This is a genomic window from Paraburkholderia jirisanensis (assembly GCF_054782355.1).
In genome coordinates this window covers 94,915-107,584 of record NZ_BAAGSQ010000009.1, presented here as the reverse complement: position 1 = coordinate 107,584, position 12,670 = coordinate 94,915, and the positions used below count along the sequence as shown (strand labels likewise).

14 protein-coding genes and 1 pseudogene are annotated in these 12,670 nt (G+C 64.5%); 9 read left to right on the top strand and 6 right to left on the bottom strand.

Annotated features, from left to right (window positions below):
* Positions 1–30: 30 nt before the first annotated feature.
* Positions 31–1,041 (top strand): dihydroxyacetone kinase subunit DhaK, encoded by a 1,011-nt coding sequence (locus ACYVNQ_RS06385; RefSeq protein ID WP_460901547.1) that lies wholly within the window; start codon positions 31–33, stop codon positions 1,039–1,041.
* 13 nt (positions 1,042–1,054) lie between these two features.
* Positions 1,055–1,678, top strand: coding sequence for a DAK2 domain-containing protein (locus ACYVNQ_RS06380; RefSeq protein ID WP_460901545.1), 624 nt, complete (start codon positions 1,055–1,057; stop codon positions 1,676–1,678).
* A gap of 445 nt (positions 1,679–2,123) precedes the next feature.
* Here ACYVNQ_RS06380 and ACYVNQ_RS06375 read toward each other — a convergent pair.
* The 3 genes and pseudogenes from ACYVNQ_RS06375 to ACYVNQ_RS06365 all read right to left on the bottom strand — a co-directional run.
* Positions 2,124–2,909: pseudogene (locus ACYVNQ_RS06375) on the bottom strand (ABC transporter ATP-binding protein); the annotation flags it as partial.
* On the bottom strand, positions 2,906–3,985 hold the full coding sequence (locus ACYVNQ_RS06370) for a FecCD family ABC transporter permease (RefSeq protein WP_460901663.1): 1,080 nt from the start codon (positions 3,983–3,985) through the stop codon (positions 2,906–2,908). The pseudogene ACYVNQ_RS06375 and the gene ACYVNQ_RS06370, both read right to left, overlap by 4 nt.
* Before the next feature lie 134 nt (positions 3,986–4,119).
* Positions 4,120–5,331, bottom strand: a complete 1,212-nt coding sequence (locus tag ACYVNQ_RS06365) for an ABC transporter substrate-binding protein (protein WP_460901543.1) — start codon at positions 5,329–5,331, stop codon at positions 4,120–4,122.
* Positions 5,332–5,567: 236 nt separating this feature from the next.
* Here ACYVNQ_RS06365 and ACYVNQ_RS06360 point away from each other — a divergent pair, with 236 nt between their 5' ends.
* Both ACYVNQ_RS06360 and ACYVNQ_RS06355 read left to right on the top strand, forming a co-directional pair.
* Positions 5,568–6,905: a chloride channel protein gene (locus tag ACYVNQ_RS06360; RefSeq protein ID WP_460901541.1), complete on the top strand. Its 1,338-nt coding sequence runs from the start codon at positions 5,568–5,570 to the stop codon at positions 6,903–6,905.
* A gap of 151 nt (positions 6,906–7,056) precedes the next feature.
* Positions 7,057–7,332: a hypothetical protein gene (locus ACYVNQ_RS06355; protein WP_460901539.1), complete on the top strand. Its 276-nt coding sequence runs from the start codon at positions 7,057–7,059 to the stop codon at positions 7,330–7,332.
* 88 nt (positions 7,333–7,420) lie between these two features.
* On the opposite strand, the gene ACYVNQ_RS06350 is transcribed toward ACYVNQ_RS06355, so the two are convergent.
* Entirely contained in the window at positions 7,421–7,693 is a 273-nt protein-coding gene (locus ACYVNQ_RS06350) for a hypothetical protein (RefSeq protein WP_460901537.1), read from the bottom strand.
* Between the two features lie 186 nt (positions 7,694–7,879).
* Here ACYVNQ_RS06350 and ACYVNQ_RS06345 point away from each other — a divergent pair, with 186 nt between their 5' ends.
* The 3 genes from ACYVNQ_RS06345 (at position 7,880) to ACYVNQ_RS06335 (ending at position 9,768) form a co-directional block, all read left to right on the top strand.
* On the top strand, positions 7,880–8,392 hold the full coding sequence (locus tag ACYVNQ_RS06345) for an MgtC/SapB family protein (RefSeq protein ID WP_460901535.1): 513 nt from the start codon (positions 7,880–7,882) through the stop codon (positions 8,390–8,392).
* A 365-nt stretch (positions 8,393–8,757) separates the two neighbouring features.
* The gene (locus ACYVNQ_RS06340) at positions 8,758–9,141 is read left to right on the top strand and encodes an AMP-binding enzyme (RefSeq protein ID WP_460901661.1); all 384 of its coding nucleotides are present in this window, start codon (positions 8,758–8,760) and stop codon (positions 9,139–9,141) included.
* Between the two features lie 132 nt (positions 9,142–9,273).
* On the top strand, positions 9,274–9,768 hold the full coding sequence (locus ACYVNQ_RS06335) for an Lrp/AsnC family transcriptional regulator (RefSeq protein ID WP_460901533.1): 495 nt from the start codon (positions 9,274–9,276) through the stop codon (positions 9,766–9,768).
* 144 nt (positions 9,769–9,912) lie between these two features.
* Here the strand turns inward: ACYVNQ_RS06335 and ACYVNQ_RS06330 are convergent, their stop codons facing one another.
* A complete protein-coding gene (locus ACYVNQ_RS06330) occupies positions 9,913–10,620 on the bottom strand; it encodes a TetR/AcrR family transcriptional regulator (protein ID WP_460901531.1) in 708 nt (235 codons plus the stop codon).
* Between the two features lie 202 nt (positions 10,621–10,822).
* On the opposite strand from ACYVNQ_RS06330, the gene ACYVNQ_RS06325 reads away from it, so the two are divergent.
* Both ACYVNQ_RS06325 and ACYVNQ_RS06320 read left to right on the top strand, forming a co-directional pair.
* A complete protein-coding gene (locus ACYVNQ_RS06325; protein ID WP_460901529.1) occupies positions 10,823–11,500 on the top strand; it encodes a TetR/AcrR family transcriptional regulator in 678 nt (225 codons plus the stop codon).
* Positions 11,501–11,704: 204 nt separating this feature from the next.
* Positions 11,705–11,920, top strand: a complete 216-nt coding sequence (locus tag ACYVNQ_RS06320) for a hypothetical protein (RefSeq protein WP_460901527.1) — start codon at positions 11,705–11,707, stop codon at positions 11,918–11,920.
* Positions 11,921–12,133: 213 nt separating this feature from the next.
* On the opposite strand, the gene ACYVNQ_RS06315 is transcribed toward ACYVNQ_RS06320, so the two are convergent.
* Positions 12,134–12,295 (bottom strand): DUF1328 family protein, encoded by a 162-nt coding sequence (locus ACYVNQ_RS06315; RefSeq protein WP_460901525.1) that lies wholly within the window; start codon positions 12,293–12,295, stop codon positions 12,134–12,136.
* Positions 12,296–12,670: the final 375 nt, after the last annotated feature.

The following is a 12,670-nucleotide window of genomic DNA, read 5'->3' as shown; positions in this document are numbered from 1 at the left end:
TTTTCAGACTGAACATCCCAGGAGAAACGCGTGAAAAAGATCATCAATCAGCCCGACCAATTCGTCGACGAAGTGATCGACTCGCTGTTCGAAGCGCATCCAGGCTGGATCAAGGCCGCCACTGCGGACCGTCGCGCGCTGGTGCGCGCCGATGCGCCGAAAGCGGGGCAGGTCGGTATCGTGACGGGCGGCGGTTCAGGGCACTTGCCGGGTTTTCTCGGCTACGTGGGGCAGGGGCTGTGCAGCGGCGTCGCGGTGGGCAACGTGTTTTCGTCTCCTTCGGCCGAGCAGATTTTCGAAGCGACCAAGGCGGTGAACGGTGGCGCGGGCGTGCTGTACGTGTACGGCAATTACGGCGGCGACGTGTTCAATTTCGATCTGGCCGCCGATCTTGCCGAACCTGAAGGCATCGACATCAAGACCGTGTTGTTGACCGACGACGTCGCATCGGCGCCAGCCGAGCGCGCGGCCGACCGGCGCGGTGTGGCGGGCATGGTGTTCGCGTTCAAGTGCGCGGGCGCATCGGCCGAGCGCGGCGACTCGCTGGAGGAAGTCGCGCGCATCACCGCGAAAGCGAACAACCAGTGCCGCACGATGGGCGTCGGTTTGTCGCCGACCATTCTGCCGGCCGCGGGCAAGCCGACTTTCGAGTTGCCGGAAGGGCAGATGGAAATCGGCATCGGCATTCACGGCGAACCGGGCACGCATCGCGGCGCGCTGGAAAGCGCCGATGCGATCGCCGACCGCCTGACCAGCGAGATTCTGCGCGATCTGAAGGCGCCGCAAGGCTCGCGGGTTGCGGTGCTGGTCAACGGTCTCGGTGCGACGCCGCTCGAAGAGCTGTATCTGCTGTACCGGCGCGCGGCGTCCGCGATCAAGGGCGCCGGGCTCACGATTGCGCGCTCGTACGTCGGCGAATATGTGACGAGCCTCGAAATGGCCGGTGCATCGATCACGGTGATGCTGGTCGACGACGAACTCGAAGGACTGCTGGCCGCGCCGGCGCGCTCGCCGTTCTTCCGTGACTGGCTGCTGGCCTGACGAGGAGATTTGCATGAGCGTTTCCAGCAACGAAATGCGCGGCACGGTGAGCCGCGCGCTCGAGGCCTTGCCCGCGCACGCAGACGAATTGCGCGACCTCGATGCCGCGCTCGGCGACGGCGATCTCGGCATTACCGTGCAAGCTGGCGCGAAAGCGGTGGTGGCGGCGTGGGCGGCGCTGCCGGCGCAAGCGTCGTTGAACGAGTTGCTGCTGGCCGCGGGCAAGGCGTTTTCGACGGCCAATCCGTCGACGTTCGCGGCGCTGGTCGGCGGCGGTCTGCTGGCGGCGGCCAAGACGATGGTGGGCAAAGACACGCTCGGCAAGGACGAGGCGCTCGCGATCGGCCGCGCGGTGGCGGCACGCATCGTCGAGCGCGGCAAGAGCAAGCTCGGCGACAAGACCGTGCTCGATGCGCTGCTGCCGAGTCTCGATGTGCTTGAAGCGTCGCAAGGTGATGCGCAGGCGTCGCTGGCGGCGATGATTGTGAAAGCGCAGGAGCAGATCGACGCGACCGCGCCGCTGCAGTCGCAGAAGGGACGCGCGGCGTGGGTGCAGGAGCGCAGCATCGGGCATCCCGATCCGGGCGCGACAGCATATCTGCGGTTTCTGGAGAGTCTGCGCGACGCGCTCGGCTAGGGCCGACGGGCGCGTTTTGCACGCGTAGCGGCCGCACGATCAGCGCGGTGGCGCTTGGGCAGAGTGAGTTTTTGCAACGCGATGCGACGCGTGTTGCAGCCGCTAGCGTGCGAGTCGCGCGCGCTGCGGCTGCATGGCGGCCGCGGTAGCGTCCGGCGAGACCAGGCTTTTATGCCGCGCGCGCATGACGCTAACGCCTGAGCTTCGCGGGTGCCGTGGCTATACGGAAGCGATCGCACCGCCCAACAACGCCTGGTCTGCCTGACGCGCCTGTCTACCGCTAACTCGCACGTTCCGCGCGCACAGCAGCCTCACGATGGCCGCTGCGGCGTTCGGCGAGACTGATGACGCGCGGCAGCGCGTCGTCGGGTTCGCCTGCAGCGCCGTTGCCGCTGTCGCCATCGGACTGCGACGGCGGCATCTGCACAGCCGTTTCACCTCTATCCGCCAGGCCGTCGATCAGCACCTGATACTGCCCACGCGAGCATTGCTCGATGCGCGCCGCGACCCCAAACACGCGCGCAAGGCTGTCGCTGGTAATCACCTGCGCCGCCGGCCCGAAACCGACGATGCGCCCGCCATCCAGCAGCATCGCCTGATCGCACGCGCGCAGCGCAGCGTTGATGTCGTGCAGCACCACGACCGTGGCGATATCGCGTTCGCGCGTAATGTCGCGCAGCACCGACATCACATGAAACTGGTGGTTCAGATCGAGCGCTGACAGCGGCTCGTCGAGCAGCAACACCTGCGGCTCGCGCACCAGCGCCTGCGCAATGCCGACCAGTTGCCGCTGCCCGCCCGACAACTCGTCGAGCGAGCGCGCCGCGAGCGCGCCGATGCCGAGCCGCTCGAGCACCGCACTCGCGCGCGCCAGATCGCCGCCGTGCGCGTCGCGCAGGCCGAACGCACCGCGCGTCGCGCGGCACGCCACCAGCACCGATTCGAGCACCTGCAGCCGCACGCCGGCCGGCAGCGCCTGCGGCAGATACACGACGCTATGCGAACGCGCCGCCGCCGCCGATAAGCCAAGCGGCTCGCCATCCAGCGCGAGCGATCCATCCTGCGCACGCGTCAGCCCCGCGAGCGCGCGCAGCAGCGTCGACTTGCCGCTGCCGTTCGGCCCGAGCAGCGCGGTGATCTGTGCGCGCGGCAACGGCCCCGCGCACAGCGAATGCAGCACCAGCCGCTTGCCGTAGCGCACGCTCAACTGGTGAATCGACAGCCCCTTCATGACGAGACTCCCTGGGTGCGCACGACGATGCCGAGAAACAGCGGAATGCCGACCAGCGCCGTGACGATGCCCACCGGAATCAGCACGCCCGGCACCAGCAGCTTCGACGCAATCGACGCCAGCGACAACATCAGCGCGCCGACCAGCATGCTGCCCGGCAAGTAGAAGCGATGGTCTTCGCCGAACAGCGTGCGCGCGATATGCGGCGCGATCAGCCCGACAAAGCCGATCGTGCCGACGAACGACACCGCGAGTGCCGACAGCACCGACACGCGCAGCAGCGTCATCAGCCGGATGCGGCGCACGTCGATGCCGAAGCTCGCGGCGCGGTCTTCGCCCAGACGCAGCGCGGTGAGCTTCCACGCATTGCGCAGCGCCAGCGGCAACGCGAGTGCGAGCGCCACCGCGAGCACGCCGATCTTCGGCCAGTCGGCGCGTGCGAGCGAACCGAGCGTCCAGAAGATCAGGCCTTGCAGCGCATCGGCAGAAGCGACGAACTGCGTCAGCGAGACCAGCGCGTGAAACGCGAACACTAGCGCGATGCCGAACAGCACCACACCGGACGTGTTCATGCCGCGCCAGCGTGCGACGCCGTCGAGCAGCAGCGCGGAGAACAGTGCGAACAGGAACGCATTGGCCGACACGATCCAGCTCTGCGCGATCCCGGGCAGCGTGATGTCGAGCACGATCGCGAGCGACGCGCCGAACGCCGCAGCCGCGGAGACGCCAAGCGTGTACGGGCTTGCCAGCGGGTTGTTGAGGATGGTCTGCATCTCGGCGCCCGACAGGCCGAGCGCGCCGCCCACCAGCACCGCCATCACCGCGTACGGCAGACGGATCTGCCAGACGATCACACTCGCCGCAGGGTCGGCCGCCGCGCGATCGAACAGCGTGTGCAGCAGCGTGGCGAGCGGCAGGCCGGAGGGCCCGGAGCGCAAGTCGAACAGCACCGAGCCGACGATCAGCAGCGCGACGGCGGCGAGCCACAGCGCACGTCGCCGCGTGAGCCGCCGGTAGGGCTGCAACGCGGCGGCGGCGGTGTCATGGGCGCCGGGATGATCTGGGTTACCCAGCATGCCGGCGGTTTGCGCCGTGGAACGCGTGCGGTGCATCGAAACGGAATCGGACATCGGGTTCAGCGACCTCGCAAACAGGTACGGCGGATAAACGAACAACTCAGGCAGACAGCGGGATTCGGCGCCCGCCGACTTCAACGTGCAGCGGTCTGTGCAAGCGGTGCCTGACCCAACGGCGCATCGACCCATTGCGCGCCGCTCGGCGGCAGCGCGAGGAAGCGCTTGTACAGTTCCGCCTGCGTCGCATGCACGTCGAGATCCTTGAACTGCTGCGGATAGAACCACTTCGCAAACGCTTCGATCACGAGGATGTTGTACGGCGAGTCGTAGTAGTTATGCGAAATGCCGTGCGCGCGGCCATCGTGGATCGCCTTGATCGTGTTGAAGCCAGTGCGTTCGGTGAGTTGCGCGAGGCTTGCCTGCGCATCGTGCTCGCTGGTCATCGCGCCAACCCGCAGCGAAGCGAGGCCCGGCTTGGTGCGGCTGCCGGTTGCGACATAGACGTCGGGTTGCGCGGCGATCACCTGTTCGAGGCTGATGTCGCCGAGCACGCCGGGCACGAGGCCCTGCGCGATGTTGCGGCCGCCGGCCGCGGTGACGAATTCGCCGAAATTGCCGTTGCCGGCGGTATGGCAGCAGCCCGCGTCCCATGCGCCGGCCAGCAGGTCGACGAACACCTTCGGCCGCTGGTCCTGCGGGATCTTCCGCACCACGTTTTCGACGCGCGCCAGATGCTGCTGATAGAACTGCACGTACGCATCGGCCTCAGCCTCGCGATGCAGCACCGCACCGAGCAGCTTGATACTCGGCAGCGTGTTCTGCATCGGATGCAGCCGGAAATCGACGAACACGACCGTCGTGCCGGTTGCTTCGAGCTGTTTGACGAGCGCGTTGTAGCGGCTCGGGCCATGCCCGGCGATGCTGAAAATCGCCACGTCGGGTTTCAGGCTCAACGCCTTTTCGTCGCTGATGCTGTCTTCGGTGGCCTTGCCGATCAGCGGAATCTGGCGGATCGCGGGGAAGGTCTGCGCGTAGGCGTCGAAGGTTTGCGGGTCCATGGTCGGCAGATCGCCTTGCCAGCCGACGATGCGCGCCAGCGGATGCTGGCCTTCGAGCAGTGCGACGGCCGACAGCAGACGGCTTTCGCCAAGCAGGATCCGTTTCGGTTCGGCTTGCGGCACGTGGATCGTGCGGCCGGCCAGATCGGTGAGCGTAGCGCTGGTCGCAGCCTGCGCCGGCGCGTGGTGCAGCAGTACGCCGCAGATGGCGAGCAACAGTGCGACAGTGCCTCGGGTGACACGGGCGGCAGACGGGCGACGCGCCGCAGACATCAGGAAATTCGGCATCGATTCGGTTGGCAAATGAGAATGGTTGCTATTTGTTGGGCCAACTGTAGTGCGTGCATGTAATGCAGATATGTTATGTGCGGCCGTTTTTGTAATGGAATGTGTTGGACCGACGGTGGATCCATGAGGTAGCGCTGCCATGCAGGTTGTGCATCAATCGATCTAATAAAGTAATTTGCTTCATGTAGGTAAAAACCCTATAGTGCGCAAATTCAGTCCTCTTCGGAATTGCAGCCATGTCGTCGCCTCCAGCCCTCCGCGTTACGCCGCTGCGCATGCTGGTGCGCAGCTCGATCGTCCGCGTGGCGGCCGTCACGGTTGCGACCGGCGTCGGCGCGGGGCTGGCCGGCATGCTGCTCGCGCTGCTGCTGCACGCGATCCAGCACGTCGCCTACGGCTACAGCCTCGATGCGCTGGTCGACGCGCAAACCTTCCTGCAGGGCGTGAGCGCAGCGTCGCCGCAGCGGCGCGTGGCCGTGATGGCGCTGTGCGGCGCGCTCGCCGGTTTCGGCTGGTGGGCGCTGCGGCACTTCGGCGAGCCGCTGGTCGGCGTCAAGAAGGCGGTGGCTTTGTCGACGGCGCGCATGCCGGTGCGCAGCACGGTCGTGCACGTGTTGCTGCAGATCGTCACCGTCGCGATGGGCTCGCCGCTCGGCCGCGAGGTTGCGCCCCGTGAAGCCGGTGCACTGGTGGCCGGCTGGCTGTCCGACGTCGCCCACCTGAGCCCGCGCGAAACCCGGCTGATGATCGCGTGCGGCGCGGGCGCGGGTCTGGCAGCGGTGTATAACGTGCCGCTCGGCGGCGCGGTGTTCGTGCTCGAAGTGATGCTCGGTTCGTTCAGCGCGCCGACGGCGGCTGCCGCGCTGGCGGCTTCGGCACTGGCGGCCGTGATTGCGCGCGTCGGTCTGGGCAACGAACTGCAATATGCGCTGCCTGCTTTCGCTGTGAGCCGGGGCCTGTTGATGTTCGCGGTGGTCGCCGGGCCGCTGCTCGGCGTCGCGGCGTATGGTTTCAAGTGGCTCACCAGCAAGGCGAGCGCCGCTGCGCCGCGCGGTGGCTGGCTGATGCCGGTGCTAAGCGTGCTGAACTTTGCCGCGATCGGCATGCTGGCGGTGTGCTTCCCGCAACTGCTCGGCAACGGCAAGAGCATCGCGCAACTCGGCTTTAGCAATGAGCTGACGCTGGGGCTGGCGGCCGTGCTGCTGGTGCTGCGGGTCCTGATCACGACCAGCAGCCTGCGGGTCGGTGCGCACGGCGGGCTGCTGACCCCGGGCCTTGCCGTCGGCGCGCTGCTTGGCGTCGTGCTCGGCAGTGCGGCGAGCCTGCTCGGTGCCAGCATTCCGTCCGGCGCGTTTGCGCTGATCGGTGCGGCAGCGTTTCTCGCCTCGTCGATGAATATGCCGCTTACCGCGATCGTGCTGGTTGCCGAATTCACGCATGTCGCGCATCCGGTGCTGGTGCCGATCGTGCTGGCGGTGGCGGGGTCGGTTGCGGCGAACCGGTGGTGCGCGTCGCTGGCGCGCAAACCGCAAGGAGTGGCGCAAGCGGCGCGCGCCACGTCAGTGAGCAGTTGAGCCGGCAGATGGCTTGAGTGGGGAAGGGCCGGCCGGATGTTCGGCGTGGGCGCCGCTGCACCACGGTCGTACTTAAGCGGTACAACTGCGGCTTCCGGGTATGGCGGTTGCGCCCTTGTCAGCATTCTGTCAACCGACGCGGGAGCTGACCATGACGAGCCACAAGCCGGGTACGAACGAAGCTGACGCAGCGCCCGACGCTGCCGAACCGTCGCCAACCGACATATCCATCTCAAAGCCGATCGGCGATGCGATTCCGACGCCCGTCGAACCGGGGCTTGATCAGCCGCTACCGGAGAAGGGCGAAACACCGGACGGGGATGACCCGCATGGCAGCAAGCGCAGCGCGGCCGACGACGCTACACCGATCGGCGAAACCGATCCGCCGAAGGGGGTGCCCGAGCCGGGCCCTTCAGACTTTGCATAGCGGGTGAATGCTGTGGTGGGCGTACGGCGTGACCGGCCCGGGAGCGCGGTTGCGCAGCCTGCAACAGCCCGGGCGCGCGACGCCTGCCTTAAAGGCACTCGAACGTAATCTCGATCGATTCGTTGCTGACGCCGCGCACACCGTTGGTGTGCACCTCGACTGCATGCATGCGCTTGTTCTGCTTGCTGCAGTAGGCAGTCGCATGTTTGAGCCCGGCGTTCCGGACGCTGTTCCACGACGCGAAGCTATTGCGCGCACGGCTCGTGATCATCAGCGAGCCGTTGGGACGCACTTCGACGTTCGACACTGCCGTACAGGCCGCCAGCACGCCCAATCCTGCGAGCAGCACGCATTTCTTCATATTCCTCCCGGGGATGCCGCATTGTGGCGGCGCGACGGGCGGTCGGCAATAGGTACAAAATCGCACGGCGATCTCCCAGTTGCCTTCCGTCGAGCGACATCATCATACTGGCAGCTGTTCGCACCCCGGTTACTCGCGCCGCTGCCGTCTGCTTCATGCCGGCGCACGCTTCCCGAGACCCCCATCATGAACGGCTGGCTGCACGAAGTCTGGATCACCGCGCAACGCGAGTTCTCCGATCTCAGCGACGCCTCGAGCATTACCCAGGTCGTGATGCGTCTTGGCCTCGCGCTGCTGCTAGGCGGCGCGCTGGGTTTCGAGCGCGAGATGGCGGGCCGCGATGCCGGGCTGCGCACGCACATGCTGGTGGCAACCGGCTCCGCGCTGTTCGTCCTGGTGCCGATGCAGGCGGGTTTCTCACAGGAAAATATGAGCCGCGTGCTGCAGGGGCTCGTGTCCGGCATCGGCTTCCTCGGCGCCGGCGCGATCATCAAGCTGAGCGAGTCGCGCGAGGTGCGCGGGCTGACGACAGCGGCCAGCTTGTGGCTGGCGGCCGGCGTCGGTGTCGCCTGCGGGCTGGGGCGTGAAGCGACGGCGATCCTCAGTACGCTGATCGCTCTGGGGATTCTTGCCGGCATGCGTGCGATGAAGCCGGCCAGCGTCGAAAAAAAGCGCGAAGAAAACGCGATTGACCATTGAGCGAAGCAGCGGCAGCGAACGGGCGTAACCGCTCGAGCTGCAGCACGGCGCGACCGGCAATGCGGTGCCGGGCCAGCGCGTCGCAATCGTTGACGAAGCACGGCGCCGAGTGCCCGCCAGGCACGCTGCGCAATATCGCGGTACCCGCACGGGACCTCGTGATGTTATCGGTATCGGCAACTGGGGCAACGAGCCGGCACGCGCGACAGGTTTCACGGTAACTGGCTGATCACCGGCGACCTTGGCGTTGCGGACAGCGAAGGGTTTTATCCGCGCGGCCGGCCGCGACGATGACGTGATCACCCGCGCGTCATACCGCATCGGTCCCGCGCCGATCGAAATACCACTTGCTGTGCGATGCGAAGGTGTGCAACGCCGCGATAGTCGGCATGCCGGACTTGCAACGTACCGGGACGGTAAGCGCTTTCGTGGTGCTGAACGACGCCTGCGTGCCGGGCGCCGCCTGGCTGCGTGAACTTCAGGAACATGCCAGGATTCGCGCTCGCGGTGCACCGGTACCCGGGCTCCTCTACTTCGTCGACGCACTGCCGCGAACAGTGAATGACCGTCACCGGCAAGGTAGTGCGCCGCGCTGCACGAGCGCGCAGCCGCGGCAGCGCGGCTTCACACCGATCCCGCGCAAGTTGAAGGGCACCCACAGGGGGGATGAAAAGCGCGTTGTGCGCAATCTTGCAACTACACCAAAGTGTTACTCAAAGTGTCGACATGTTGTGTTCACACTTTTATAACCTGAGCTATACTCAACCCCGCACAGCGGGTAAATTCGGCTTGTTGAGCGGAGTTGATTAAAAAGATGTAGACGTTTGCATTTTTAACTTGACTGCAGCTCAACCAGCCTCTGATTGTTCGGGTGAGGCTAGATGAATTCTGGGACCGATAAGGATCGCAAAAAATCGTGCGCGGCGACGACACTGGACGCTACTGACCGCAAACTATTGGCGCTGTTATCGGAAGACGCACGCCTCACCTACGCCGAGCTCGGCAAACGCCTTCACTTGTCCGCTCCGGCGGTGCATGAACGTGCCAAGCGGCTTCGCCAGGACGGCGTGGTCAAGGCGACCGTCGTGACGATGGATCCGGCCAAGCTAGGGCGGCCGCTGCTTGCGTTCGTGCACGTCGACACGTCCAGCTGGATGGTGGGGCAGCAGCTGGTGCAGCTCGAAGAGCTACCCGATATCGAAGAGATTCACACGGTCACCGGCGACAGCGCAATGCTGCTGAAGGTGCGCACGCGCGATACGCAAAGCCTCCAGCAACTGCTCGAGCGCATTCATTCGATCGAAGGGTTCGCCGGCACGCGCAGCTATATCGCGTTGAATACGTATCTGGAGCGCGGACCGAGTCCTTGCATCTGATGCCGGTGCGGCGCATGCGGTGACGCAGGAGCGGTGAAGCGGCGGAGGTGGCTTGCGGCGTACGTGCCGCATGCATCGAACTCCGTATCGATTCACCGGCTGACCGCGCGGCATTGACGTCGGCGACGTCCATAATGCGCACTGCTACTCGTCAACCCGCTTCAGGGAAGCGCTCACCTCATCGTGAAATTGCTGCAGACGACGTAGTTCGTCGTCTTCCGGCGCGACCGCCTTCATGACGAGCCGCGTGACTTCAGCCGCCACGGTTTCGATGTCGGGCGTGCGGTTGCGTTCGATGCTGCGCCACAGGATGTGCTCCATCATGCCGAACAGCATGTCACGCACCACCGACAGGCGAATCTGCGAATCCAGTTCGCCGGCTGCTTGCGCGTCGCGCAGTGCAGCCATGAAGCTCGCGAGATAACGGCGCTTCAGGTCGGCGAGTTCGTCGGCGAACTCGCCGTGCAACGCGCGGCCTTCACTCAGGATCAGCGCGCAAAAACCCTTGGTGTCTTGCAGCAGGTAATCCAGATGATGGGTAACCACGTATTCGATCTTGCTGCGCAAACCGCCGCTGCGCGGAAAATCCTGTTCCATTTGCGCGGTGATCATCGAATACCAGGTGTGCAGCAATTCCTGACAGAGTTCGCGCTTGCTGCCGAAGTACGTAAAGATGGTGGCTTCGGAGATATTCAGACGCCGTGCAATTTCAGCGGTAGTGCCGCGATCGAAGCCCTGTTCACCAAACACGACTTGAGCCGTATTCAATATATCGACCACGCGTTGTTCGGAACGGGCGCCAAGAATTTTCGCAGCCAGCTTCGGGCTGGCGAATTTAGGCGATAGAACCACGAAACCCCCCGGAGAATCAGGATTTGATTATCACTCAGGTCTGTGTGGACCCGCAAGCCTGAAGCGGGTCATCTGCGGCAATCGAGTTTGACGTTAATGTCCAACATGGGAATTATGTCAGGCATGCCATTTTACGCATGGCATCGCTGAAACAAGTTCCCATCTCAACTAAGATAGCCGTGTTCTCGCACGCGGAGCCGTTTTGCCCAATTCGACCTCCGGGCGCCGCCGGCCCAAACAGGCGCGCGCGTCGTTTGCACTCGACAGCATTCTCGAAGCGGCCGCGCGCACACTCGAAAGCCACGGTAAAGCGGGGCTGACTACGCAGCGTGTCGCCGATACGGCCGGATTCAGCATTGGCGCGCTGTATCAGTATTTCCCCAACAAGGAAGGCCTGATCGAAGCGCTGGCCGGGCGCGAACTCGACCGCCTCACGCAGATGATGCAACAGGCGCTCGCCGATCCGGCGCCATTCGGTGCCGGCATCAATACACGAAGGATGATCCGCGCGATGGCTGCTTTCATCGGCGACCGTCCGCGGCTGTATGGCATCTTGCGCGCCGAGTGGAGCGATGCCGCGCCCGGGTCGCGGATCGGTGCGGGCATGCAGTGCTACTTCGAGTTGATCTCGACGACGCTGCACAGCGACAACCCGGGCTTTACCGCGCGGATCGCAGCGCCCGAAGCACGCTTCGTGCTGTTTCGCGCGATCTCGGGTGTGCTGCTCGCCACCGCGCTCGAGCGGCCCGAATACCTGGGCACGCGGGCCTTCGAAGACGAAATGCTGCGTCTGATTCTCGGTTTCATCGGCCACGAACTCCCGCAGATGGAAAGCATGGTGAAAGCAGAGCGGGCAACGCCGCACACATCACACGTCTGATGTCTTTGCGTCAGGCGATAAGTTCTGAGGATTTCTCGCATACAGTGCGAGCCTCTTGCGCAATGTTTTCCACAAATGGCATATTGTCGGTCCGAGGGCGGTGCAGCATTTGTCTGCCCATTTCCTTTCACCGATATAAGAAAGCTTTCGGACGCCCGCGCGGGCCGTTGGTCTGGCAGTGCGCGAACGTCACGGGGATAGGCCATGAATCATCAGCAGCTGGAAACCGATCTCCAGCACCTCGAGCAGGTGCTCACGCACATTTCGGCGGACGATCGTATGCCGCTTTCCTACTGGCGCAAGCGCGTCGACGATGTATCGTCGGCCGCTTCCGAGTCGGTGTCCGCGCCCGCGCAACGCAGCCGCGTCGCGCGTCTGAACGAAGCCCTGCAGGCACTCGAAGCCCGCGCGCGCAGTTAGGCGAGAGCGGTGCGCTTGCGCGCACCACGCGAGGCCAGGGCTCGTCTCTCACCGAATTGCGGAAGTTCATCGCGCGGCTTCCGTGCGCACCGCCACCCGGTGCACTTCGAATGCTGCAGCCGCACCCTGCGGCGGCGAGGCTGCGGCAATCCGTCAAGCTTGCAAACCGCGCAATGATGGCGGCCGCCCGCGATGCTGCGGCGCGCCATATCGCTAGCGTCTGATGACGCCCATCAACAGCGTAACGAGGAAGATCACGATAAAGATGAAGAACAGGATCTTCGCGATTTCCGCGGCGCCTGCCGCGATGCCGCCGAAGCCGAACACGGCGGCGATGATCGCGATGACGAAGAAGATGGCTGCGTATCGAAGCATGGAACCTCCCACCGTGGGTCTTTGAAATGTGGGGCGGTCTCGCGAGCGGGATCGGGCAAATCGACCCCATCAGGCGCCGCCGTGTTCCGATTGAGCAATCGACGTGCCTGACTTCGCACGACGATTTTTCCTAAATCGCACGACAGCAAATCCCAATTGTCGTTGTCAAAAAGCCGCAACGATCTTGTGGATTAAGTTTTATGCCGTTTCAAGTTAAACGTTTGCGCGTCCTTGCTGGTAAGACGAATAACGATTGCAGAAATTGCATTGTTGGATTTTTTACCGATTGATTTTCCAAAAAGACCTTTCCTTTTCGCAAGAACGCGATAAAATGCGCGCCGATTCAAGGGATAGCGCTTCGTGAAGTCCGTTCGT

Coding starts and splice junctions, on each gene's coding strand:
- ACYVNQ_RS06380 (WP_460901545.1), top strand. CDS start 1,055: ATGAGCGTTTCCAGCAACGAAATGCGCGGCACGGTGAGCCGCGCGCTC.
- ACYVNQ_RS06365 (WP_460901543.1), bottom strand. CDS start 5,331: ATGCCGAATTTCCTGATGTCTGCGGCGCGTCGCCCGTCTGCCGCCCGT.
- ACYVNQ_RS06315 (WP_460901525.1), bottom strand. CDS start 12,295: ATGCTTCGATACGCAGCCATCTTCTTCGTCATCGCGATCATCGCCGCC.
- ACYVNQ_RS06355 (WP_460901539.1), top strand. CDS start 7,057: ATGACGAGCCACAAGCCGGGTACGAACGAAGCTGACGCAGCGCCCGAC.
- ACYVNQ_RS06320 (WP_460901527.1), top strand. CDS start 11,705: ATGAATCATCAGCAGCTGGAAACCGATCTCCAGCACCTCGAGCAGGTG.
- ACYVNQ_RS06335 (WP_460901533.1), top strand. CDS start 9,274: ATGAATTCTGGGACCGATAAGGATCGCAAAAAATCGTGCGCGGCGACG.
- ACYVNQ_RS06370 (WP_460901663.1), bottom strand. CDS start 3,985: ATGCTGGGTAACCCAGATCATCCCGGCGCCCATGACACCGCCGCCGCC.
- ACYVNQ_RS06345 (WP_460901535.1), top strand. CDS start 7,880: ATGAACGGCTGGCTGCACGAAGTCTGGATCACCGCGCAACGCGAGTTC.
- ACYVNQ_RS06360 (WP_460901541.1), top strand. CDS start 5,568: ATGTCGTCGCCTCCAGCCCTCCGCGTTACGCCGCTGCGCATGCTGGTG.
- ACYVNQ_RS06350 (WP_460901537.1), bottom strand. CDS start 7,693: ATGAAGAAATGCGTGCTGCTCGCAGGATTGGGCGTGCTGGCGGCCTGT.